22 protein-coding genes are annotated in these 22,401 nt (G+C 70.5%); 14 read left to right on the top strand and 8 right to left on the bottom strand.

The window, feature by feature from the left end:
• Positions 1 to 158 precede the first annotated feature (158 nt).
• Positions 159 to 752: a TetR/AcrR family transcriptional regulator gene (locus ACFFRH_RS04995; RefSeq protein WP_386154571.1), complete on the bottom strand. Its 594-nt coding sequence runs from the start codon at positions 750 to 752 to the stop codon at positions 159 to 161.
• A 128-nt stretch (positions 753 to 880) separates the two neighbouring features.
• On the opposite strand from ACFFRH_RS04995, the gene ACFFRH_RS04990 reads away from it, so the two are divergent.
• Entirely contained in the window at positions 881 to 1,681 is an 801-nt protein-coding gene (locus tag ACFFRH_RS04990) for an alpha/beta fold hydrolase (protein WP_386154568.1), read from the top strand.
• Between the two features lie 18 nt (positions 1,682 to 1,699).
• Here the strand turns inward: ACFFRH_RS04990 and ACFFRH_RS04985 are convergent, their stop codons facing one another.
• Positions 1,700 to 3,094 (bottom strand): MFS transporter, encoded by a 1,395-nt coding sequence (locus tag ACFFRH_RS04985; protein ID WP_344744613.1) that lies wholly within the window; start codon positions 3,092 to 3,094, stop codon positions 1,700 to 1,702.
• A gap of 197 nt (positions 3,095 to 3,291) precedes the next feature.
• A complete protein-coding gene (locus tag ACFFRH_RS04980) occupies positions 3,292 to 4,236 on the bottom strand; it encodes an SDR family NAD(P)-dependent oxidoreductase (protein WP_344744614.1) in 945 nt (314 codons plus the stop codon).
• Between the two features lie 204 nt (positions 4,237 to 4,440).
• On the opposite strand from ACFFRH_RS04980, the gene ACFFRH_RS04975 reads away from it, so the two are divergent.
• Positions 4,441 to 5,034: a TetR/AcrR family transcriptional regulator gene (locus ACFFRH_RS04975; RefSeq protein WP_386154564.1), complete on the top strand. Its 594-nt coding sequence runs from the start codon at positions 4,441 to 4,443 to the stop codon at positions 5,032 to 5,034.
• 102 nt (positions 5,035 to 5,136) lie between these two features.
• On the opposite strand, the gene ACFFRH_RS04970 is transcribed toward ACFFRH_RS04975, so the two are convergent.
• Positions 5,137 to 7,689, bottom strand: a complete 2,553-nt coding sequence (locus tag ACFFRH_RS04970) for a pectate lyase-like domain-containing protein (RefSeq protein ID WP_386154562.1) — start codon at positions 7,687 to 7,689, stop codon at positions 5,137 to 5,139.
• Positions 7,690 to 8,331: 642 nt separating this feature from the next.
• Between ACFFRH_RS04970 and ACFFRH_RS04965 the strand changes: the two genes are divergently transcribed.
• Positions 8,332 to 9,258 carry a hypothetical protein gene (locus ACFFRH_RS04965; protein ID WP_386154559.1) on the top strand — a complete coding sequence of 309 codons (927 nt, stop codon included), beginning with the start codon at positions 8,332 to 8,334 and terminating at the stop codon, positions 9,256 to 9,258.
• Between the two features lie 269 nt (positions 9,259 to 9,527).
• Here the strand turns inward: ACFFRH_RS04965 and ACFFRH_RS04960 are convergent, their stop codons facing one another.
• Positions 9,528 to 9,845: a hypothetical protein gene (locus tag ACFFRH_RS04960; protein ID WP_386154556.1), complete on the bottom strand. Its 318-nt coding sequence runs from the start codon at positions 9,843 to 9,845 to the stop codon at positions 9,528 to 9,530.
• A 214-nt stretch (positions 9,846 to 10,059) separates the two neighbouring features.
• On the opposite strand from ACFFRH_RS04960, the gene ACFFRH_RS04955 reads away from it, so the two are divergent.
• The 3 genes from ACFFRH_RS04955 to ACFFRH_RS04945 all read left to right on the top strand — a co-directional run bounded on the left by ACFFRH_RS04955 (position 10,060) and on the right by ACFFRH_RS04945 (position 11,951).
• Complete coding sequence (locus tag ACFFRH_RS04955; protein WP_386154553.1) at positions 10,060 to 10,536, top strand: STAS domain-containing protein; 477 nt, start codon at positions 10,060 to 10,062, stop codon at positions 10,534 to 10,536.
• A gap of 214 nt (positions 10,537 to 10,750) precedes the next feature.
• A complete protein-coding gene (locus ACFFRH_RS04950; RefSeq protein ID WP_386154550.1) occupies positions 10,751 to 11,404 on the top strand; it encodes an NUDIX domain-containing protein in 654 nt (217 codons plus the stop codon).
• Positions 11,405 to 11,459: 55 nt separating this feature from the next.
• Positions 11,460 to 11,951 (top strand): GNAT family N-acetyltransferase, encoded by a 492-nt coding sequence (locus ACFFRH_RS04945; protein ID WP_386154547.1) that lies wholly within the window; start codon positions 11,460 to 11,462, stop codon positions 11,949 to 11,951.
• A 127-nt stretch (positions 11,952 to 12,078) separates the two neighbouring features.
• Here ACFFRH_RS04945 and ACFFRH_RS04940 read toward each other — a convergent pair whose 3' ends face one another.
• Both ACFFRH_RS04940 and ACFFRH_RS04935 read right to left on the bottom strand, forming a co-directional pair.
• Positions 12,079 to 12,474, bottom strand: coding sequence for a DUF742 domain-containing protein (locus ACFFRH_RS04940; protein ID WP_386154544.1), 396 nt, complete (start codon positions 12,472 to 12,474; stop codon positions 12,079 to 12,081).
• Positions 12,471 to 14,486: a sensor histidine kinase gene (locus ACFFRH_RS04935; RefSeq protein ID WP_386154541.1), complete on the bottom strand. Its 2,016-nt coding sequence runs from the start codon at positions 14,484 to 14,486 to the stop codon at positions 12,471 to 12,473. Before ACFFRH_RS04935 ends, ACFFRH_RS04940 begins: the two co-directional genes overlap by 4 nt.
• A 242-nt stretch (positions 14,487 to 14,728) precedes the next feature.
• Between ACFFRH_RS04935 and ACFFRH_RS04930 the strand changes: the two genes are divergently transcribed.
• Positions 14,729 to 15,070: a hypothetical protein gene (locus ACFFRH_RS04930; protein WP_386154538.1), complete on the top strand. Its 342-nt coding sequence runs from the start codon at positions 14,729 to 14,731 to the stop codon at positions 15,068 to 15,070.
• On the opposite strand, the gene ACFFRH_RS04925 is transcribed toward ACFFRH_RS04930, so the two are convergent.
• Positions 14,980 to 15,348: a barstar family protein gene (locus ACFFRH_RS04925; protein WP_386154535.1), complete on the bottom strand. Its 369-nt coding sequence runs from the start codon at positions 15,346 to 15,348 to the stop codon at positions 14,980 to 14,982. The genes ACFFRH_RS04930 and ACFFRH_RS04925 overlap by 91 nt on opposite strands.
• A 276-nt stretch (positions 15,349 to 15,624) precedes the next feature.
• Here ACFFRH_RS04925 and ACFFRH_RS04920 point away from each other — a divergent pair, with 276 nt between their 5' ends.
• The 7 genes from ACFFRH_RS04920 to rfbD all read left to right on the top strand — a co-directional run bounded on the left by ACFFRH_RS04920 (position 15,625) and on the right by rfbD (position 22,381).
• Positions 15,625 to 16,587, top strand: coding sequence for a DMT family transporter (locus tag ACFFRH_RS04920; RefSeq protein ID WP_386154532.1), 963 nt, complete (start codon positions 15,625 to 15,627; stop codon positions 16,585 to 16,587).
• Entirely contained in the window at positions 16,584 to 17,207 is a 624-nt protein-coding gene (locus tag ACFFRH_RS04915; RefSeq protein WP_386154529.1) for a GntR family transcriptional regulator, read from the top strand. The genes ACFFRH_RS04920 and ACFFRH_RS04915 overlap by 4 nt, the downstream gene beginning before the upstream one ends.
• Before the next feature lie 59 nt (positions 17,208 to 17,266).
• Positions 17,267 to 17,617, top strand: coding sequence for a hypothetical protein (locus ACFFRH_RS04910; protein WP_386154527.1), 351 nt, complete (start codon positions 17,267 to 17,269; stop codon positions 17,615 to 17,617).
• Between the two features lie 243 nt (positions 17,618 to 17,860).
• The gene (locus tag ACFFRH_RS04905; RefSeq protein ID WP_386154524.1) at positions 17,861 to 19,315 is read left to right on the top strand and encodes a sugar transferase; all 1,455 of its coding nucleotides are present in this window, start codon (positions 17,861 to 17,863) and stop codon (positions 19,313 to 19,315) included.
• Positions 19,315 to 20,382 carry a glucose-1-phosphate thymidylyltransferase gene (locus ACFFRH_RS04900; protein ID WP_386154521.1) on the top strand — a complete coding sequence of 356 codons (1,068 nt, stop codon included), beginning with the start codon at positions 19,315 to 19,317 and terminating at the stop codon, positions 20,380 to 20,382. Before ACFFRH_RS04905 ends, ACFFRH_RS04900 begins: the two co-directional genes overlap by 1 nt.
• Positions 20,379 to 21,527 carry a dTDP-glucose 4,6-dehydratase gene (rfbB, locus tag ACFFRH_RS04895; protein ID WP_386154519.1) on the top strand — a complete coding sequence of 383 codons (1,149 nt, stop codon included), beginning with the start codon at positions 20,379 to 20,381 and terminating at the stop codon, positions 21,525 to 21,527. Before ACFFRH_RS04900 ends, rfbB begins: the two co-directional genes overlap by 4 nt.
• Positions 21,528 to 21,535: 8 nt before the next feature.
• On the top strand, positions 21,536 to 22,381 hold the full coding sequence (gene rfbD / locus ACFFRH_RS04890; protein WP_386154517.1) for a dTDP-4-dehydrorhamnose reductase: 846 nt from the start codon (positions 21,536 to 21,538) through the stop codon (positions 22,379 to 22,381).
• Positions 22,382 to 22,401: the final 20 nt, after the last annotated feature.

The raw sequence follows: 22,401 nt of genomic DNA, 5'->3' as shown, positions 1-22,401 counted from the left end.
ACTTCGGATCGGCCCAAAGTACGAGAGGTACATCTCCCGGAGGTCCGGCGACCCGGCGGCTGGTGACCCCGTGACCCCGTGACCCTGTGGTCAGGCGGTCCGGCTGTTCGGTGGTTCGGCCGTCGCGATGGAGGCCGCGCGGCTCCGGGGATCGGCCGTCACCCCGCCTCGGGGTCGAGGATGCCCACGATGGCTCGCAGACCGGCCACCACCTGGGCCGCGGACGGGGCCTGCTCGGGATCGAGCAACCACTGCGTCATGACGCCGCCCATCAGGGCCATCTGCACCGCGCCCAGGGTGCGCGTCACGTCGTCGCCGACCGTGTCCTCCTGGACGCCCGTCAGGATCGCGGCCAGCCCGCGGCGGCCCTCGGCCTGGCCGCTCGCCAGATGTCGCCGCAGCTCGGGGTAGTGCTCGGCCTGCAGGAACGCCTCGAAACTGGCGATCCACAGCGGCCGGTGCGCGATGAAGGACTCGATGATCCTCGCCCACATGGCCTCGTACTGCTCGGCCGGGGTCGCACCCGGCTCGGCGTGGCCGGACAGGCTACGGCCGGTCTCGGCGCCCCACTCGTCGATGGCCTCGATGAGGGCCGCGTTCAGCAGCGCCTCGCGTGAGCCGAAGTGGTAGCCGATGGCGGCCATGCTGACCCCGCCCGCGGCGGCCGTGATGTCACGGATGGTGGTGCGCGCCCATCCCTTCTCCTCCAGGCAGCGCCGGGCCCCGGCCAGCAGATCTTCGCGATTTCCCATGCCAGGCATGCTATCCGCGCCTGGGACGGGCGAATTAGGCGTTTGCCTAAGGCGAATGCCTTGTGCAAACGCCCAAATCCGCGCTATGGTCGCCAGTACATCCAGCCATGCCCCCCGGGAGGCCCGCCTTGACCAGTTCCGTCCGCGCCGACCTGCACATCGACGGCCGCCGCCTGTCCTATCTCGACTTCGGCGGCACGGGCCGTCCCCTGCTCGCCCTGCACGGTCACATGTCCGAGGGCGCGAGTTTCGCCGACCTGGCCGCCGGGCTGGCTCCCGGCTGGCGCGTCATCGCCCCCGACCAGCGCGGCCACGGCGACTCCGACCGGGCGCCCGACTACTCCCGCCGGGGCTATCTCGACGACGTCCTCGCCCTGCTGGACCATCTCGGCCTCGACCGGGTCGCGATCCTGGGCCATTCGCTGGGCGCCGTCAACGCCTACCAGTTCGCCGCCCGCCACCCCGGCCGGGTCGAGGCCCTCGTCAACGCGGAGGGGCCGGTCTCGCTCGACCCGCACGGCCCCAACCCGCTCGCCTTCGTCCTCGCCCTGCGCGACCAGGCCCCCACCCGGGAGGCGCTCGTCGAGGGGCTCGGCGAGATGGCCCCCTTCTTCGCCGGCACGTTGCGCGAGAACGCCGACGGCACCTGGCGGCTGCCCTTCCATCCCCAGGACATGGTCGACTCCGAGGACCTGGTCCACGGCGACCACTGGGACGACTGGCTGGCGACCACCTGTCCCGCCCTGCTGGTCCGGGGCACCCAGGGCGTCATCCCCGCCGACCAGGCCCGGGCCATGGTCGAACGACGCCCCGGCACCCGCCTCGCCGAGCTGGACGCCGACCATTTCGTCTACACGAACGACCCCGCCGGATTCGTCGAGGTCGTCCGCGAGTTCCTCACCTCGGCGACCGGCCCGCGGCGGGACTGACCACCGGGGGCCGGACCGTCACCTCATGACGTTCTGGTGGTCGTGTGCCTGTCTCTGGAGCGGGATGCCGCCGAGCGCGTCACTTCGCACCGGAGTCTCCTCGGCGACCTGCGTCCGCCGCCGCTGGCGGTGGCGGCCGGCGCGCGGGACCGCGGCGATGAACAGCGCGCCCAGCAGGGCGGGCAGGACGAACCCGTAGAAGTTCCATTCGAACCCGAGGCCGGAGCCCAGCAGCCAGCCGCCCAGAAGGGGGCCGGCGATCGCACCGGCCCTGCCCACGCCGAGCGTCCAGCCGAGGGCGGAGCCCCTGCCGGAGGCCGGGTAGAAGATCGCCACGTAGCCGTTGACCAGGATCTGGGTTCCCACGCTGCCCAGTCCCGCGACGGCGACGCAGAGCATCAGCAGGCCGGTGCCGAGGTCGAGACTCATCAGGTAAACGGACACGGTGGCGGCGAGGAAGGCGCAGACCGTGATGGCCTTGGCCCCGACCCTGTCGGCGAGGACCGACATCACGATGGTGCCGGCGATCGCCCCGATGTTCAGGACGAGCAGGAACCGCAGCGAGGGCCCGAGCGGATAACCGGCCTCGCGCATGATCTGCGGCAGCCAGGTGTTGAGGCCGTAGACCAGCAGCAGGCCGCAGAAGCTGGCCGCCCCGAAGAGCAGGGTGGCGGCGAGGTAACCCCGCCGGAACGGCAGCGTGAAACCCTTCCGGTCGCGCGGCTCGACGGGCTCGTCACGACCGTCGGCGAGGTCCAGCCCGTAGCGGGCGGCCACGGCCTCGGCCTCGGCCCGGCGTCCCCGCGCGAGCAGGTAGCCCGCCGACTCGGGGAGCAGCCAGATCGCGAGCGGCAGGATCAACACGACGGGCGCGGCCCCGACCAGGAACATCGCGCGCCAGCCGTGCTCGGCGAGAAGCGCCATGGCCACCAGCGCGGTCAGGCAGCCGCCCACCGGATAACCGCAGAACATGAGCGCGTTGTAGAGGTTGCGCCGGTTTCTCGGGGCGTATTCGACGGTCAGGGCGATCGTCGTCGGTACGACACCTCCGAGGCCGAGCCCCGCGACGAAGCGGAACAGGCCGAGCGTCTCGGGGGACGTCGCCGTGGCGCACAGCACCATGGCCACGGAGAACCACGCGATGCTGACAAGGATGATCTTGCGTCGCCCGACGACATCGGTGATCATGCCCGCGACGACCGCGCCGACCAGCATCCCGATCAGGGCGTAGCTGCCGATGGCCCCCGCCTGCGCCGGAGTGAGACCCCACCCCTGGTCGCCGAGCAGACTGGGAACCACCGACCCGTAGACGATCAGGTCGTAGCCGTCGAAGACGATCGTGAAGAAGCAGATGGCGACGACGGCGAGCCCGCTCCTCGGGCGTGTGGGTGACGAACGGTCGGTCGTGTGCATTGTTCACTCCGGGACGTGAGGCTCGGATATAGGCGTTGTGGCGAAATTACAACGCGTGCACGACGACGGTCCAATAAAATATTATGTCAAAAGCGATAAGGGCCTTTTAATTTCCGTCTCCCGTATTTCGTCCACGGGAGAAAGGCTTGACCGGCTGCCATTGATATACGGATGAACCGTGCCGGTCAAGGCGGGGGTCACCGGGCGAGCGTCTCGGCGGACACCTGCCAGAGACGGGCGGCCGCCTCGGGGTCGAGGGCGTACGCGGCGACCCCCTTGCGGGTGCCCGGCTGGTTCGGGCCCGCCTCGTCGCAGTCCTCGAAGTAGCGCCCGCCGACGCCTTCGAGCAGCGGTGACGTCGCGACCAGTACGGACGTGGCGGCACCCTGCTCGGGCGTCTTCCACGTGATGCCCGAGCCCCCGGCCGCCGCGACCGCCCGGTCGAGGTCCTCCTGGGAGACGTGCCGCTGAAGGTTGGTGCGGATGCCGCCGGGCATGAGCGCGTTGACGGTGATGCCGTCGCTCTCCCAGCGCCTCGTCGCCTCGACCCCGAACAGCACGTTGGCGGTCTTGGACTGCCCGTACGCGGACCACGGCTCGTAGACGCGCTCCCTGAAGTGGATGTCCTCGAAGACGATCGGCGAGCGCAGGTGCGCGCTCGAACTGACCGACACGACGCGGGCGCCGCCGGCCGCCGCGAGGGCCCGGTGCAGCCCGGTGGCGAGCGCGAAGTGGCCGAGGTGGTTGGTGGCGAACTGCAGCTCCCAGCCCTCCGGCGTGCGCGTCTCGGGCGACGCCATGACGCCGGCGTTGTTGACGAGGAGGTGCAGCGGGCCGTCCCACGCGGCGGTGAACGCCGCCACGGACGCCTGGTCGGCGAGGTCCAGCGGTGCGACGAGGACCTGCTTGTTGCCGGTGGTCGCGACGATGTCGTTCGCGGTGCGCTCCCCGGCGCCGAGGTCGCGCACCGCCAGTGTCACCTCCGCGCCCGCCCCGGCGAGCGCCCGCGCCGTCTCGATGCCGATGCCGGACGCCCCGCCGGTCACGACGGCGCGGCGGCCGGTGAGGTCGATGCCGTCCACGACCTCGGCGGCGGTGGACTCGGCGGTGAACGGGGTGGTGATACGTGTGCTCTCGGTCATGATCGTGCCTGTCCTGTCGGCGATGCGCTCGGCTGTGCGAAGGGAGACCCGGCCGGTACGATGTGAAAACGGAGGAGCCTCCACTACGACCCACTGTAAGTGGAGCTTCCTCCGCTTAGCAAATCGCCCCGGCGCCCGGCGCGCCGGCCACCACGTCCGCAGGGACTGAGTCAAAGTCCGCAGGGACCGAACCACCACGTCCGCATGGACCGAAGAGGAGAGACCGTGTCGGCCACCGGCCCCCGACCGTTGCGCGCCGACGCGCGACGCAACCGCGAAAGGCTGCTGGAGGTCGCGGTGCGCGCGTTCTCCCAAGACGGGCCGGACGTGACGCTCGACGCGATCGCGAAGGCCGCGGGCGTCGGCATCGGCACCCTCTACCGCCATTTCCCCACCCGCGAGGCGCTCATCGAGGAGGCGTACCGCAGCGAGCTGAACAGGCTGTGCGACGTCGTGCCGGACCTGCTGGGGGCCATGCCGCCGGACGAGGCGACGCGCGCCTGGATGGACCGCTTCGTCGACTACATGACGACCAAGCGCGGCATGGCCGACGCGCTGCGCGCGGTCATCGCGTCCGGCGGGAATCCGTACGCGCAGAGTCGTGACCGGCTCGTCGAGGCGATCGCGACGCTGCTGGAGGCGGGGGCCGCGGCCGGGACCGTGCGGTCGGACGTCGAGCCGGCCGACGTGCTCGCGAGCATGGGCGGCGTGTCCCTCGCCGCGGGGGAGCCCGCGCAGCGCGACCAGGCCCGCCGCCTGCTCGACCTGCTGATGGACGGCCTGCGTTACCGAAGGTGAAGCCGTGGGCCTCCGCGACGGCGGAGACCCACGGCGTGGGGTGAAACGCCTGATCAGCGGGGAGAGCGCTATGACCACCGCTGATCAGGCGGGCTCAGGGCCTCAGGGGTAGGAGACGAGCTTGGACGGGATCGTCGCGGTGCCGAAGGCGGGACCGCCCACACCGTTGATCACGTGGTTGACCCGGCCGTTGCCGCCGAGGGAGACGGTGAGCAGGCTGTGGAACTTCACGCCCGGCTTCACCGGCGCCTCGAAGCCGTTCTCCACCTCGATCGTCGGGTCGACGTTGAAGTAGACGTAGCTGCCGAGACCCCAGCCCTCGTGGTTGTTGACCGCGGGGCCGACCTTGTAGGCCGCCCATCCCTTGCTGGTGCCGTTCATGTAGGCCGCCTGGTTCGGCGGGTCGTACGCCTTCTCGTTCTGGAAGAAGATCGTCCGGCCGCGCTCGCCGTACCACTCGACGTCGTACTTGCGGTAGTGCTCGACGAACAGGCCGGTGGCCAGGACGTCGTCGCCGTTGACGACGAGGCCGGTCTCGGCGGTGTTGACGTTCCAGCCGATGCCCTCGCCGTGGTCACCGCGCCACAGCCAGGTGTGGTCGATGATCACGTCGTCGCTGTTGACGACGACGCTGGTGGTGGCGTTGCCGGCGAAGGCGCCGCCGATGCGGACGAAGACGTCCTGCAGGGTGGTCGGGTTGGCGGCGTGGTCCGCGCTCGACCCCTGCGGGCCGACCTCGATGAGCACGTCGGACTTCTGCGTGCCCGCGTCGACCAGGAAGCCGGCGAGCTTCACGCCGTCCACGTCGGCCACCTTGACCGCGGTGGAGCCGCCGCCCGGGATGATCGTCGCGAGACCGAGACCCAGGACGACGGTGTTCGCGCGGGTCACGTTGATCGGCTGGTTGAGGTTGTAGATGCCGGGGGTGAGCAGCAGGTGCAGACCCTGGTTGAGCGCGGCGTTGATGGTCGCGGCCGAGTCGCCGGGCTTGGCGACGAAGAACTGGCTGAGCGGGAGCGAGGTGCCGGGGGTGGAACCGTTCGCCCAGCTCACGCCGCGGGCGTTGGTCCGCATGGCCGGGACGAACACCCGGTAGGCGCCGCCGCCGTCCACGTAGAGGTACGGCTTCTCGCGGCTGATCGGGGTGTTCTCCAGCGTGGTGTAGGACTGGTCGAGGAAGTTGGTCGCGGGAGCGCCCTGCACCCCGGAGAAGACCATGTTCCACACGCCGTTGACCCAGCCGCCGACGGAGCTGTCACGGGTGTACCACTGCTGCTGCGAGTACGGGCCGACGGCGCCGTCGATCTTGCTGTCGGCGATGTAGCCGCCGCTCGCCCAGCCGTAGCCGGTGGGGGCCAGGTTCAGCGCGCCCTTGATGTGCATGCGGCGGAACGGCGCGGCCTGGGAGACGGCCCACTGGTTGGTGCCGCCGGGAGGCTGGACCGACAGGTTCTCCGTCGAGCGCCAGAAGTTCTGGGTCGCGTTGCCGTTGAACCAGCCCGCGTCGACGGTCACGCCGTTGAGGGTGACGTCGTCGGGGTTCTGCCCCAGGCCGATGATCGAGGTGTAGAAGCCGACCTTGGCGTTCACGTTGTAGGTGCCCGGCTTGAACAGGAAGGCGTGGCGCCCGGTGCCGAACTGGGCCGACTCCTGCTGGGTGAAGACCGCGTCCAGCTGGCTCTGGATGGTGGCGCTGGACATCGACGGGTCGAAGACGTGGACGTTCGGGCCCAGCGGACCGCCGCCGGGGATCTCGGGATCGCCGCCCGAGGTTGTGTACACCGCGAACTCCCACAGTGAGTACCCGTAGCCGGTGCCCCGCGCGCTGCCCAGCATCCGGACGTACCTGGCGGAGCCGGTCACGTCATGCGACTGGACGCCACCGGTGGCGCCGGTGACGGTCTTCAGGTCGGTCCAGGTGGTGCCGTTGGTCGATCCCTGGAGCTTGAAGGCGCTCGCGTACGCGGCCTCCCACCTCAGGTCGATCTTGCAGAGGGTCTGCGCCGAGCCGAGGTCCACCTGGACCCACTGCGGGTCGCTGGCCGCGCTCGCCCAGCGGGTCCCGTTGTTGCCGTCGAAGGCGGCGCTCGCGGGGGTTCCGGCGTTCTCGGTCGAGGAGGCGCTGTAGGTCTTGTTCAGCGCGGCGTTGGTGGTCCCGCACGGCCCGGCGGAGCCGCCGTCGGGGCCGAAGACCTGGAACTCCCAGAGGGAGTAGCCGTAGCCGGTGGCCCGCGTGACGCCCTGCATCCGGACGTACCGGCCGGTGCCGGTGACGTCCCAGGTGTCGATCCCGCCGTCACCGCCGGTGACGGTCTTCAGGTCCGTCCACGTGGTCCCGTTCGTGGAGAGCTGGATCTTGTATCCGCTGGCGTACGCGGCCTCCCAGTTCAGCACGACCTTGTTGATGCTGGTCGAGGCGCCGAGGTCCACCTGGAGCCATTGGGCGTCGGTGGCGGCGCTGGACCAGCGGGTGGCGGCGTTGCCGTCGACCGCGGCGGCCGGGGCGGTTCCGGCGTTCTCGGACGACGAGGCCGTCGCGGTCTTGCCCTGCGACAACAACGTGTCGGCGAAGGCGGGGGTCGACGGTACTGCGAGCAGAGCTGCCGCGACTGCCGTGGCAGTCCATAAGGCGGCAGGACGGAACAGACCTCTCATGCATGTCTCCACTGCGGATCCGGGGGGTGGAAGGTCTAACTGCAGGTGAAGGGCGACTTCCGGGGAACGGTAAATCAACGCCTTATTTCTACACTTAATTTAACTTGTCGGAAACATGGCGTCAATGGGTCAAAGGTGATGGATGGCCGTTTTGGGATGGTGTCGGCGCTCCCGCCGTACGCGGGCCCGTACGCGGGCCGGGATCGGCTCGGGCCTCCGCGCTGCGGGGCCGGGGCCGACGAGGGCCTTCCGTGTGACGGGGCGTCGGTCAGGCCCCGTGTGGCGGGGCGGGGTCTGTGCGCGGCGGGTACGGCTCGGCTCCCTGCTCGCCAGAGGAACGATGTTCGTCCCGTGAACCCTCCGCCGGGGGTGTCGCTCCCTGGAGGTTCCCGAAGGTTCCATGGGGTTCCTCGGGAAAGGTCCGTCGTGGCGCCCGGTCCGGTCACACCCGCGGAGGTGGCCGTACGCCGGGCGCCGGTGTCCTTCCGGTTCGGAAAGGCGCGGGGGCCGCGTGTCCTCGGGACAAGTCCCGTTCGGCTGAAATCAACGGAAGCAGGTGATATAAGTGCTGATAATTTATTTATCTACAGCAATTCTGACATACAGGACATTTGTGGTGGTATGAGAGTTTTTATATGGTCCGTGGCGGCTGTCGGCACCCTGGTCGCCGTCGTCGGCTGGCTGGGCGCCATCGATATCCGGGACACCTTCTCCGCCTCGGCCGTGAGCTCCGCCACAGGTCCCACCGCGAGCGCGGACCGGCAGGCGATCAAAAGCTTCCTGGAGGCGGAGAAGGGGGTGAGCGGCACTTCCACGCTGGTGGACAAATGGGTGAACGCCGCTCCCACGGCGCCGGCCAAGCGGGTGGTCAGGACCTCCGTGACGAGGGCCGGCGGCAAGTCCTATCTCAGGGTGCAGGTGACGAGCGGATACGGCACCACCAAGCGGTTCTCCGTGAAACAACGTGTCTGCGTGAAGAAGAAGTGCCGGACGGTGACGACCGCCCTGTCGGTGAATGCCGGGCGGACGGCCTGGCACGAGACATATCTCGGTACCGGCACCTATAAGAAAAGCGGCGATTCCTCTGTTTCCATGACGACGCCACCGGCCCGGACGACCCCCGCACCCCGGGTGACCGTCACCGTGCGGCCCACCACCCCGGCCGTGACCACCACGATCACGGTGACCGAGACCGTGACCACCACCGTGACCGCGACGGCGACGGCGACCGTGACGGCCACCGCGACCGTGACCGCCACCGCGACGGTCACCGCCACCCCCACGCCGACTCCCACCCTCTCGCCGACCCCCTCCGTGTCCGTGACCGGCCCGCTCTGCGACGCGCCTTCCAACGCCTACGGGTTCACGTTCTGCTCCACGGCGAACAAGGTGTACGCGCCCGCGGACGGCGCCTGCCTGGTCTTCGCGTGCATCGAGAACTTCCCCAACGGGCGGGGCCACCTGGTCATGTGCGTGGACGGCAAGGTGAGCTTGTCGGGCGGGCTCGAGGGAGTCTGCTCCTCCCACGGCGGGTTGCTCCGGGACGTGAACCGGAACGCCGCCGCGTAGCCGGGAGGGCCGATCGATCCTCGCGAGACCCCGTCGCCGATCCCCGCGCGGCACCTCGCCCCGCCGTGTTCCGCCGCGAACGCGCCCCGAGATGCGCGTCCCGGGCGCTCCCCGCGAACGTCTCCCCGTATGTTCGTCTTCCCGTACGTTTCCGGGCGTTCCCCACGACCGTTCCCACGCCGGTGGGAGGCGCGGTCACCCTCACCGTGACCGCGCCTCCCACCGGTACGTGGACGAGCGCTCCCCGTTCCCCGGTGTACTCGTCGGGTTCAATCGTCCTTGTTCCGTCTGGCGGGGGTTCGTTGATCGGCCTCGTCGGCCAGCTGATCCTCGACGATGGCGCACCAGCGGTGCCATCGCGCCAGATCCAGATGCTCGTCCACGTCGCCCACACCCGCCTCGGCCATGAGCTGATGGCTGCTCGCCGCCGCCTCGTGGGCGTTGACCAGCGCGTGGTGGCCGTGATTGGCGAGTGATTCGCTGACCGCCAGATTCACGGCTATCTCTCCCATTGTCCTGGGCCGGCCCGAAAGTTCGTCGCCGAACCCCTTCCCGGTGAAGTCGCGGCTCTCCGAATCGTCGCTCATAGCTGCTGAGTGCCCAGCAAGTCATAGATCTATCTGTGACTTCCGATCTGATGTGGACGACTTCCCGACGTGAGGGCCGCGAACCCCGGATCCGGGGCTCGTTCCATGCCCAGGGCGCGATTCGCTTACGGGCGTGTTGCGGTTGGCCGGAGAGTGTCTTCTCACCAAGATCTTTAAAATAGCCTCGATGCAACCGGCGTAAGGATTGTGGAGGATGACGACGCGGCTTGATCTCTCGGTCCGCAGGCACGAAGGCGCCTCGGTGATCGCGATCGCCGGTGAGCTGGACAAGCTGTCCAGCCCTCGGCTCCGTGACGTCATGGTCACGCAGCTGGACGACGGGTCGTGCCACCTGGTCCTCGATGTCACCTGTCTGAGATTCTGCGATTCCACCGGCCTGTGGACCATGCTGGAGTTCCGGCGGCGCGCGGGCGCGGCGGGGGGTTGCCTGCGGCTGGCCGGTGTCCACGGGGTCCTGGAACGGATCCTGACGATCACCGGCCTCGCGGGCGCGTTCTTCCTCGACCCCGACGTCCCCACGTCGCTGCGGGCCATGTCCTCCTTCGTTCCGGCCACGAAGCCTCCCGCGGTGTCCCCGCCCACTGCACCCGCTCCGCCCCCTTCTGACTCTCCGTCCGCTCCGGGCGCTCCTTCCGCTCCGGACGCGAGGCCACCCTCCGACACGGGGTGAGGCTCCCGCTCCGTCCGCCCTCGTGTCCGTCACACCTTCGCTCCGGGGCCCCGTACGCGCGAGATGGTTCGCGGGCTTTTCCGGTCACTGGTGCAGACTTGTCCTCCGGGTGCCACCGCCCCTCGGGGTGGTGGCCCGGCCGTGCGGGCGATACCGGCGTGCGGCGCGGTGCCGAGAGGAGGGTGGGAAGCCAGTGTCGGGTGAGATCCCCGGGGTGGATGTACCGGACGGGCGGGGTCGTACGGGACTGGACAGGGCGGGGCTGGATCTGACCGGCAACCCCCGGGTCCGGGTGCGGGAGGTGCGGCTGCTCTCGTCCAGTTGGTACGTGCTGCGCAGAACGACGTTCGACTACCGGCGCAGGGACGGCGGCTGGAGCACCCAGCAGCGGGAGACCTACGACCGCGGTAACGGCGCGACGGTGCTGCTCTACGACGCCGAGCGGGCGACCGTGCTGCTGACCAGGCAGTTCCGCTACCCGGTCTACGTGAACGGCCACCCCGACGGGCTCCTGCTGGAGACGGCGGCGGGTCTGCTCGACGACGACGACCCGGAGACCGCGATCCGCAGGGAGGCCGCGGAGGAGACCGGCTACGACATCGGGGAGGTGGAGCACGTCTTCGACGTCTACATGAGCCCCGGCTCGGTGACCGAGCGCCTCCACTTCTTCGCCGCCCCGTACAGCGCGGACCGGCGGACCTCCCAGGGCGGGGGGCTGGCCGACGACGGCGAGGACATCGAGGTGGTGGAGATGCCCTTCGCGAAGGCCCTGGACATGATCGCCTCGGGCGAGATCGCCGACGCGAAGACCATCATGCTGCTGCAGTGGGCGGCGCTGTCCGGTCCGTTCTCCGGCCGAGGCAGGTGAGCGGCCCGGAGCCGGAGCCTTTCACGGGCCGGTCGCCGGGCACTAACCTGCACGGATGACGGAAGTGGAGTTGCGCGGATGGCGGCCGGACGACATGCCGGTCGTGCTCGACGCGTTCGGCTCCCCGGACATGGCGGAGCAGGCGACCCGGCCCATCGACACCGCCCAGGCGGCGCTGGAGTGGATGGGGGTCTGGGGGTTCCGCGACGACGCGCGGGCATTCGCCGTGGTGTCCAACGGCGAGGTCGTGGGAAACGTCGCGGTGAGCAACATCGACGCGTACGGCACCGGCTGGGTCTCCTACTGGACGCTCCCGCGCGCCAGGGGGCGGGGCGTGGCCGTGGCCGCCGTCAGGAAGATGACCGAGTGGGCGTTCGGGGAACGAGAGCTGTTCCGCCTGGAGCTGGCACACCGGGTCGGCAACGAGGCCTCCTGCGCGGTGGCCACCAGGGCCGGATTCCTGCCCGAGGGGATCGAGCGGGCCAAGCTGAGTTACGAGGGCGTCCGCTACGACGTGGAGCGGCACGCCCGCCTGGCCACCGACTGAACGGTGCGGGGCCGGGAGCCGCCCGGTTCCCCCTCGGCGTTCGTCGGCGCTTCCTGGGAAACCGTTCGCCGGTGCTCCCGGGGAGACATTCGGTGCCCTCAGGGAGACATCGGGAACCAGCGAGCGGTCAGAGGGTTCTGAGGCCGGCGAGCAGGTCGCGGAGCAGGTTCTCGCGGGGAACCGCGGCCGGGGGCGTGGGGTCCCGTACGGTGATCAGGCCGCTGTCGCGCAGGTCGCCGAGGAGCACCCGGAGCACCCCGACGGCCAGGGCGGTCCGCGCGGCCAGCTCGACGACCGGGATCGGCGTGCGACAGGCGTCCATGATCGACAGGTGCTCGGGCTGCAGCTCCCGGTGCGGGGTCCCGACCGCCACCACCACGGCCATCAGGTCGAGAGGGGCTCCGGCGGGTCTGGTCCGGCCGCGGGTCATCGTGTAGGGACGGACGACCGGACCGGATTCCTGGTCGGATCGGCCGCGCCGGTCGGGTCGGTCGAATCGGTCGGGTGAACGCTCCGCTGTCACGGTCCACCCTCCTGCCCGGCGTGCCGCCCTCCGCCGCGGAGCGTCCCGGACACGCCGCTCGGGACGGCGCCCCCGCCCGCGTCGCCCTCGCGGCTCTCCCGGGTTCCCGCGCCCGGGAGCACGGCGGCGGTCCGTTCGGCGGGTACGGTCTGGCGCACCCGTTTGGGCAGGCCGTCGGCCGTGGGTAACCGCTCGACCTCGACCGAGTAGGTGAACCGCGGATCGACCGGTTCGACCACCAGCTCGCTCGGGAGCATCACGATCGCCGTGGTGCCCCCGAAGGGGGAGGGGCGCAGGGAGACGCGGATGCCGTGCCGGACGGCGAGCTGCGCGACGACGAACAGGCCGAGCCGGTCGCTGTCGGCCAGGTCGAACTCCGGCGGGTCGGCCAGCAGCGCGTTGAGCCGGGCCGTCTCCTCGGGGGAGATGCCGAGCCCCCTGTCCTCGACCTCGATGGCGTAGCCCCTGGCGACCAGGTCGCCGTTGACGCGTACGGAGGTGTGCGGGGGAGAGAACATCGCGGCGTTCTCGACCAGCTCGGCGACCAGGTGGATCACGTCGGTGGCGACCGCGCCGATCACGGACGGGCCGTGCGGGACGCCGATCGTCACGCGCGGGTAGTCCTCGATCTCCTCGACCGCGGCGCGGACCACGTCGTAGATCGTGACCGGGTCGCGCCACCCCCGGCCGGGAGCGGCGCCGGACAGGATGATCAGGCCCTCGGAGTGGCGGCGCATCCGGGTGGTCAGGTGGTCCAGGGCGAAGAGGTCCTCAAGGGTCGCCGGGTCGCTGGCCCGCCGCTGCATGGTCTCCAGCATGGCCAGCTGCCGGTGCAGCAGGGACTGGCTGCGCCTGGCCAGGTTCACGAAGACCTTGTTGACGCCCTTGCGCATCTGGGCCTGGCCGACGGCCGCCTCGACCGCGGTCCGCCGCACGGTGGAGAACGCCTCGGCGACCCCGGCGACCTCGGTGGTGTCGCCGACCTTGATCTCGGGAGCCTCGGAGCAGACGTCCTCGCCCCGGCGGAGCCTCCGGACCACGTCCGGCAGCCGCTTGTCGGCGAGGTCGAGGGCCGCCTGCTGGAGGCCGACGAGCTCGCCGCCGAGCCTCCGGCCGAACCGTACCGAGACGAAGACGGACAGCCCCACCGCGAGCAGGCCGAGCCCCGCGGCGAGGCCGATCCTGATCATGATGTCCCTGGCGAGGGGCATGGACCGCTCGCTGATGCGCCTGCCGGCATCTCCGGCGCGCTTGTCGAAGTCGTCGGAGAGCCGGGTGGCGACCCCGGCCCAGGAGGGCTGGGGTACGGCCGAGGCCGAGACGGCGTCCTCGATCCTCTCGAACGAGGCGTAGTCGGAGGAGCCGCGCAACGGCGTGTAGAGGGACTGGAACTCGGCGTCGAACTGGTCGAAGCCCAGCGAGTAGAGGAGCCTGCGGCCGGTGACCAGCTGGCCGAACCTCGTGCGCTCCGCGGGGCTCATGGCCCCCTCGACGGCGGCTCCGGATATCAGCGCGGCCTGCTGGCTGAGCATCTCGCGGCTCCGCCCGACCATGACGAGGGCCCGCGTCTGGTCGCTCAGCTCGACGTCGGCGGATATCCGGATCTTCTCGTAGGCGTCGAAGGCGGCCGCGATGATCGCGCTGTAGGCGTCGAGGGTCCGCAGCCGGGTCTCGGTACGGGTGTCGACCCCGCTGCGGACCTCGGTGAGCCGGTCCAGTGAGGAGAGGAGCCGGCTCAGACGTCCCCAGGTGGCGGGGTCGATGTCGGGGCGGGCCGCGGTGGTCAGCCGGTCCAGCTCGGCCCGGGCGGCGTTCGTCCGCAGGCGCTGGTTGTCCAGCTCCGTACGCGAGACGCCGATGTCGCCCAGGACGGACAGCGACAGCAACCGCTCGTGCTGGAGCGCGGTGGTCACCTTCCTGGTGGGCACCACCACCTGCTCGTAACCGTCCCGGATCCTGAGCAGCTGCTGCCCATCCTGGACCGTGATGCTGGCCGCAAATACCCAAATCACTACAAGGGATATGATGGGTACCAGGAGTAAGGTAAAAATCTTTACCCTGATTGAGTATTTTCGGCTGGCCATAATACCTCGCACACCTTGAGATGCGTGGTTGACAATGGCCAAACATAGCAATGTGGGTCACGTGGGACTAGACGTGCACGTGAGCCACATTGAGATGATTTATCGTGATGTGTCGATTTGGAACCATCGACCCCTCGCGTGCGTATCTCTTAGACAGGAGGGGGCCGACGATGCAGAAGATCGCGGACCTGATCGAAGCCGAGGCCGAGCGCGCCGACCAGGCGGCGCTGGACCGTGGTGGTGAGCTGGCGAGGGCGGGGGCGGTGCAGCTGGTCCGCTTCGGCCCGCCGCGGGTGACCGCCGAGGTCGACGACGGCGCCGCGTGCGTCGAGTTCCGGGTGGTCGACGAGACCCTCGTGTGGCACTGTAGCTGTCCGGCGGGCAGGAACGGCGCCTTCTGCGCCCACTGCGTGGCGACGGCTCAGTCGGTCAGGATCAGGACGGACAGGAAGGACTCTCCCGAAGTGCCGTCGGCGACCGCCTCGGTGAGAACGGTCCGGATGGCGTCGTAGGCCGGGCAGTCCCCGGCCCGGAGCGTCGACGGCTCCGACCAGATCAGCAGGTGCTCGCCGGGCGGCAGCCACGACAGGTCGGTGAGCACGTCGTAGAGCGCGTCGAGGTTGTGCCCGAAACGGTCGGGCAGGTCGAGGGCCTCGGCGATCGCGTCCATCGCCTCGGCCGAAGTGGTGATCTTCGAGCCGTCCAGCCGGTGTGGCGTGGCGGATCCGAGCATGGACTCGACCTCGTGGGCCGCCCCCTTGCGGAACGTTCCCTTGGAGACCGTGGTCATCGCGGCTCCCGGCCGGTGACGGGCGCGCCTCGGCCGCCCGTGTGGTCGTTCGCGCGGACGACACCCTGGATCGCCATCGGCCGGGCCCCCTGATCTGCTGGTTCGTGCTGTCTCTCGGACATCTCACCCGCCGAACTACCCGCGCGCGAACCCGCGAAAACGGGGCGCCGGGCGTGTCGCCGTACCTCCCTGCTCCGCCCGGTGGACACCCCGGTCGCGGGCCGCGAGTCGAAGCGGCATTGTCTAGTTGTCATACAATCTGCCTACAATCGACCCATGAAAATCGCCGTGATCGGAGCCGCCGTGCTCTGGGGGACCGCGGGAACCGCGGGCCTGCTCGTCACCGGGGTCGATCCCGTCTCCCTGGCCTCCGCCCGCCTGGTGATCGGTGGCCTGGTCCTCGCGGCCGTCACCGCTCCCGCGGCACGGCTCCTGCTCCTCCCCGGAGGCTCCCCCGGGGGTTCTCCCAGGGGTTCGGGCTCTCCCGGAGGCCGGGAGACCGGAGGCCGCAGGCGCGGCCTCGGGGCACGTCCGGGCCCGCTCGTGGCGGCGGCGGTGGCCGTGGCCGCGTACCAGCTGTGCTACTTCGCGGCGGTCGGCAGGACCGGGGTGGCCGTCGGCACGGTGGTCGCCATCGGCAGCGGTCCCGTCTTCACCGGGCTGCTGTCCTGGCTGCTCGACCGCGCGTGGCCCGGCCGCCGCTGGGCGGGGGCGACCGCGGTGGCGATCGCCGGCTGTGCCGTGCTCACCGGAGGGGGAGGCGAGGTGCGGGCCGACGGTGTCCTGCTCGCGCTGCTCGGCGGCCTGCTGTACGCGTTCTACGCGGTCACCGCGGCGCGGGCGATCGGCGCGGGGGCACCCTCCGACGCGGTGATGGGGCTGATGTTCGGCGGTGCCGCCGTCGTCATGGTGCCCGTCCTGCTGTGGACGGGCACCGGCTGGCTGGCCGAGCCGCGCGGCCTGCTCACCGCCCTCTACCTGGGCTGCGCGACCACCGCGCTGGCCTACTTCCTGTACGGCAGGGGGCTGCGCACGACCCCGGTCGCGACCGCCGCGACCCTCGCCCTGGCCGAGCCCGCGGTGGCGGCCCTGCTCGGTGTCGTCGTGCTCGGCGAGCGGCTCGCGCCGGCCTCGGTCGCCGGGCTCGTCCTGCTCGGCGCCAGCCTGGTCGCGGTCTCCCTGCCCGAGCGCGTCCATCCGGGAAGCCGGGACCGGGGGGCAATAGGGTCGTCGGCGTGACCCTCCCGCTCCATCCCGTCTCCGCCGTCGGCGCGCTCGCCGACGCCCTGCGCCGGCGGGTGCTGTCCGGCGAGATCCCGCCGGGCACCACGCTGCCGGAGCAGGAGCTCTCCGCCCTGTACGGGGTGGCCCGCCCGACCGTCCGCGAGGCGCTCGCCGTGCTCGTGCACGAGGGGCTGCTCAGGCGCGAGCGGCACCGCAGCGCCCAGGTGGCCGAGGTGACCGCGGCCGACCTGGACGACCTGATGTTCGTCCGGCGCCCGCTGGAGGAGCTGACGGCCACCTCGCTGGCGGGGCGGCGGGTCGCCGAGGCCGACGCGGCGCTGGCGCGGATGGCCGCGCTGCCCGCCGACGCCCCCTGGTCGGAGGCGGTGGCCGAGCACATGGCCCTGCACCAGGCGCTGGTCGTCGCGGTGGGCAGCCCCCGCCTGGAGCGGCTCTACGGCATGCTGGCCGCCGAGACCAGACTCGGCCTGGTCAGGTTGCGCGCTGTCTACTCCGACCGGCACGTGCTGGTCGCCGAGCACCGGGACCTGCTCGACGCGATCGGCCGGGGGCCCGGGGAGGCCGCGAGGGAGGCGGTCGTGGCGCACCTCGACCACGGCTGGGGCGATCATTAAGGACTCGACTTGCATGGCTCTATTGCACGCGGAGCCCTGCAGTCGTCACAATCGCGCCCATGCACGGCAACTCAGTGCCGGACTCCTACGTTTATGTCACCGAAGAAGGCGTGACCCGTCACTACGCGGACGGCAGCGTTGACGCCCTCGCGTGGGAGGACGTCGTCGAGGTGCGCGTAGTGGGCGACACGGACTCGGACATCCTGTACATCCTTCTCGACCGGCAGGGGCAGGGATGCGTGGTGCCCAACTCGGCGACCGACGCGACCTTCCTCGCCCGTCTCCGGTATCTCCCGGATTTCGACCTCGACCGGCTCGGTGCGGCGGTGGAGTCCGCGCATGACGATTACGTCGTCGTGTGGCGCAGTCCCGAACCGCCTTCGGCTCTGCCGGATTTTGAATACGACTAATTTTACATTGCCGTTCAAATGCGGTGACCAAACGTACACGTTTGGACCGTTCCGTCAAGGTGTCATCTCTGCCTAGTTCGGCCAATAGTGGACAGTAAGCGGTATTCCCCTACTCATTGGTGATCACTAGGATTTCCCTGGGTATCCGCGCTCCTGCATGCATAAGGGAATGCTGCCACGCATTGAATGAGATGTGCGGTGCTTTATCCGATCGCGTCCGGGCGTCTTGGGGGACGGGGTGGTATGAGAGTGGAAACCGAGGAGCTCGTCGTCGGGCTTCTCAAAGGTCCTGCACGCACTGCTCCAAGCATTTGGACGCGCTCTTATGTCCGTATTCTGCTTGCCGGAGACATCGCGTGTTCCGTGGTCGCCTGCGAGATCGTTCTGGGAGTCCGGCTGTGGTTCGGTGCCTTCATCCCTGAGACGGAGGCCCTGCTCGGGCTGGGTCTCGCCCTGATCTGGCCGCTCGCCCTGGCGTCCGGAGGCGCCTATCGCAAGCGCACGCACGGCGAGGGGACGGACGAATTCCGGGCGGTTTTCAATGGCGCCGCCGGTCTGACAGCGGCGGTCGCGATCGGTGCGTACGTCACGCAAACTCCGATCGCCCGAAGTTTTGTCATGGCGATGTTCCCGCTCGCTTTCGCCCTCAACCTCTTCTTCCGCTACCGGATGCGCAAGCGGCTGCACCGCAGGCGCTCGCGCGGCGACTACATGCGCCACATGGTCGCCGTCGGCCATCGGGAGTCGGTGCTCGACCTGGTGATGCAGCTGCGCAGACAGCCGCACCACGGCATGACCGTCGTCGCCGCGTGCCTGCCCGCGGGTCCCGACCTGGTGGAGGTCGACGGGGTTCCGGTCCTCGGCAACTTCTCCGACGTCCCCACGGTGGTGGCCGAGGTCAACGCCGACGCCGTCGCCGTTCTGGCCTGCCCGGAGCTGGACGGCGTGGCGCTGCGCAGGCTCGCCTGGAGCCTGGAGGACGCCCGCACCGACCTGTTCGTGGCACCCGCCCTCATGGACGTGGCCGGCCCGCGCATCAGCATCAGCCCGGTCGCCGGCATGCCGCTCCTGCACGTCGAGCACCCCGACTTCCGCGGCGCCCGGCGGCTGGCGAAGAGCCTGTTCGATCGGGCGGGGGCGGTTCTGGCCCTCGTGACGCTGGGCGCGCCGATGCTGGTGATCGCCGCGTTGATCCGCGCGACGAGCCCGGGACCCGCCCTCTTCCGCCAGGTCAGGGTCGGTAAGGGAGGCATGGAGTTCCACGTCGTGAAATTTCGCACGATGGTGGTCGACGCGGAGCAGCTCAAGATCGACCTGGAGCGGGAGAACGAGTTCGACGGCGTTCTCTTCAAGATTAGGAACGATCCAAGAATCACCCGCGTGGGCGCCTTCCTGCGCCGATACTCCATCGACGAGCTGCCCCAGCTGCTCAACGTGCTGCGCGGGGAGATGTCCCTCGTCGGCCCGCGCCCGCCCCTCCCCGACGAGGTCAGGCAGTACGGCGCGGACGTGCGCCGCCGCCTGGTCGTGAAACCCGGCATGACCGGCCTGTGGCAGGTCAGCGGGCGCTCGGACCTGACCTGGGAGGAGTCGGTCCGCCTGGACCTCCGATACGTCGAGAACTGGTCGCTCTTCCTGGACCTGCAGATCCTCTGGAAGACCTGGAGCGCCGTGACCGGCGGAGAAGGGGCCTACTAGTGAAAGCGCTCGTGCTCGCCGGAGGGTCGGGCACCCGGCTGCGGCCGATCACCCACACCTCCGCCAAGCAGCTCGTCCCCGTCGCCAACAAGCCCGTCCTCTTCTACGGCCTGGAGGCCATCGCCGCCGCGGGCGTCCGCGAGATCGGGATCGTCGTGGGCGACACGCACGCCGAGATCGAGGCGGCCGTCGGCGACGGGCGCGCGTTCGGCCTGGAGGTCACCTACATCCGCCAGCGGGCGCCGCTGGGCCTGGCCCACGCGGTGCTCGTCGCCCGCGACTACCTCGGCGACGACGACTTCGTCATGTATCTCGGCGACAACTTCATCGTCGGCGGCATCAACGACGTCGTCGAGCGTTTCACCCGCGAGCGGCCCGCCGCCCACATCATGCTCACCACGGTCGGGGACCCCCGGCAGTTCGGGGTCGCCGAACTCGACGCCACCGGCCGGGTGGTCGGGCTGGAGGAGAAGCCGCCCGTCCCCAAGAGCGACCTCGCCCTGGTCGGCGTCTACCTGTTCACCGCCGCGATCCACGAGGCGGTGGCCGAGCTCAAGCCCTCCTGGCGGGGGGAGCTGGAGATCACCGACGCCGTCCACTGGCTGATCGCCGACGGGCGGCGGGTCGAGTCCTCCGTCATCTCCGGCTACTGGAAGGACACCGGCAACGTCACCGACATGCTGGAGGTCAACCGGCTGGTGCTGGAGTCCCTGGAGCCCAGGGTGGACGGCCTGGTCGACGAGGCCAGCCAGCTGATCGGCCGGGTGGTCGTCGAGCCGGGCGCCGAGATCGAGCGGTCCCGCGTCGTCGGGCCCGCGATCATCGGTCCCGGGGCCCGGATCCGCGACAGCTACATCGGCCCCTTCACCTCGATCGCGGCGGGCTGCGCGGTCAGCGGAAGCGAGATCGAGTACTCGATCGTCCTGCCCAGGTCCTCGATCGCCGGAGTCTCGCGGATCGAGGCGTCCCTCATCGGCCACGACGTCGAGGTCACCCCCGCACCCACCACCCCCAGAGCCCACCGTCTCGTGCTGGGCGATCACAGCAAGGTCCAAATAAGCTCATGACAGCAGCCGACAGGGGGGCGCCCCCCGGCCCGTCGAAGGTCCTGGTCACCGGGGGTGCCGGATTCATCGGCTCCCACTTCGCCCGGGTGCTCGCCGCGAGCGGGGCCGCCGTGACGGTCCTCGACAAGCTCACCTACGCGGGAAACCCGGCCAACCTGGAGGGGACGCCCCACGACTTCGTGCACGGCGACGTCTGCGACGGCGAGCTCCTGGCCGGCCTGGTCCCCGGGCACGACCTCGTCGTCAACTTCGCCGCCGAGTCCCACGTCGACCGGTCGATCGACGGCGCCGCCGAGTTCGTACGGACCAACGTCCTCGGCACGCAGGCGCTGATGCAGGCCTGCCTGGACGCGGACACCCCGCGGGTGGTGCAGGTCTCGACCGACGAGGTGTACGGGTCGATCGAGAGGGGGTCCTGGGACGAACGCGCGCCGCTCAGCCCGCGCTCGCCCTACTCCGCGGCCAAGGCGAGCGGGGACATGGTCGCCCAGGCGTACGCGGTCACCCACGGCCTGCCGGTCTCCATCACGCGCTGCGGCAACAACTACGGTCCTCGCCAGCATCCGGAGAAGCTGATCCCGCGCTTCGTCACCCATCTCCTGCGCGGTCGCAGGGTCCCGCTCTACGGCGACGGCGGCAACGTCCGCGACTGGGTCCACGTCGACGACCACTGCGCGGGCATCCGCCTCGTCGCCGAGCGCGGCGAGTGCGGCGAGGTCTACCACATCGGCGGTACGGCGGAGCTGAGCAACCTCGAACTCACCACCCGGCTCCTCGAGGCCTGCGGCGCCGGTTGGGACATGGTCGAGCGCGTCCCCGACCGCAAGGGGCACGACCGCCGTTACTCCCTGGACGACTCCCGGCTCCGCGCGCTCGGCTACCGGCCGTCCGTGTCGTTCGAGCGGGGCCTGACGGAGACGGTCCGCTGGTACGAGGAGAACCCCGGCTGGTGGGAGGCCGCCGTGGAGGGGGCGGGTGACGGCTCGCCGCCGGGCCCGCCGGCCACGACGGGCCCGGCCGGTGCGGCGAACACGGCGTACGCGGCGAGCGCGGCGAACTCGACCGGTGCGGCGGGTGCGGTGAACGCGGCGGGTTCGGCGGGTCCGGCCGGTGCGGTGAACGGGCGGGGAGGGGAGACCGGATGATCCGCTGGATGGTAATCGGTGCCTCCGGCATGCTCGGGACCGAGCTCACGGCCCGTCTGCGCGCCCAGGGGAAGCCCGTCCTCGCGTTCGGCAGGCGGGAGCTGGACCTTCGCGACACCTCCGCGGTGCACCGCCTGGTCGCGGACCGCAGGCCCGACGTCGTGGTGAACTGCGCCGCGTGGAACGCCGTCGACGAGGCGGAGACGCGGGAGGACGAGGCGTTCGCGGTCAACGGCACCGGGGTGCGCGCGCTCGCCGAGGCGTGCGGGCGCGCCGGGGCGCGGATGATCCAGCCCTCCAGCGACTACGTCTTCGACGGCACCGCGCTGGACCCCTACCCCGAGGACGCGCGGGCCTGCCCTGTCAACGCGTACGGCAGGACCAAGCTCGCCGGTGAGCGTGCCGTGCTGGAGGCGCTGCCGCGCGGCGGCTACGTGGTGCGCACCGCCTGGCTGTACGCCGCGACCGGCCACAACTTCGTCCGCACGATGGCCCGCCTGGAGAGGGAGGGGGCTGCGCCCGACGTCGTCGGCGACCAGTTCGGCCAGCCCACCTGGGCCGGGGACCTGGCGGCGAGGGTCGTCGACCTGGCCGGGAGCGAGGCGCCGCCCGGCGTCTACCACGCCACCAACTCCGGCCACACGAGCTGGTGCGGTCTGGCGAGGGAGGTCTTCACGCTGCTCGGCGCCGATCCCGCCCGGGTGACCGAGGTCTCCTCCAAGGACTTCCCGCGCCCGGCGCCCCGGCCCGCGTACAGCGTGCTCGGGCACGACGGCTGGCGCGCGACCGGGCTGCCGCCGATGCGGCACTGGCGAGAGGCGCTGAGGGAGTCCCGTGTGCTCGCGGCGGACTAGCGGGGGCGTCCGTGTCGAGG

Origin of the sequence: Streptosporangium vulgare (assembly GCF_042428775.1) — a bacterium.
GTDB classification, from domain to species: Bacteria; Actinomycetota; Actinomycetes; order Streptosporangiales; family Streptosporangiaceae; genus Streptosporangium; species Streptosporangium vulgare.
This window is presented reverse-complemented; position numbering and strand designations above follow the sequence as displayed.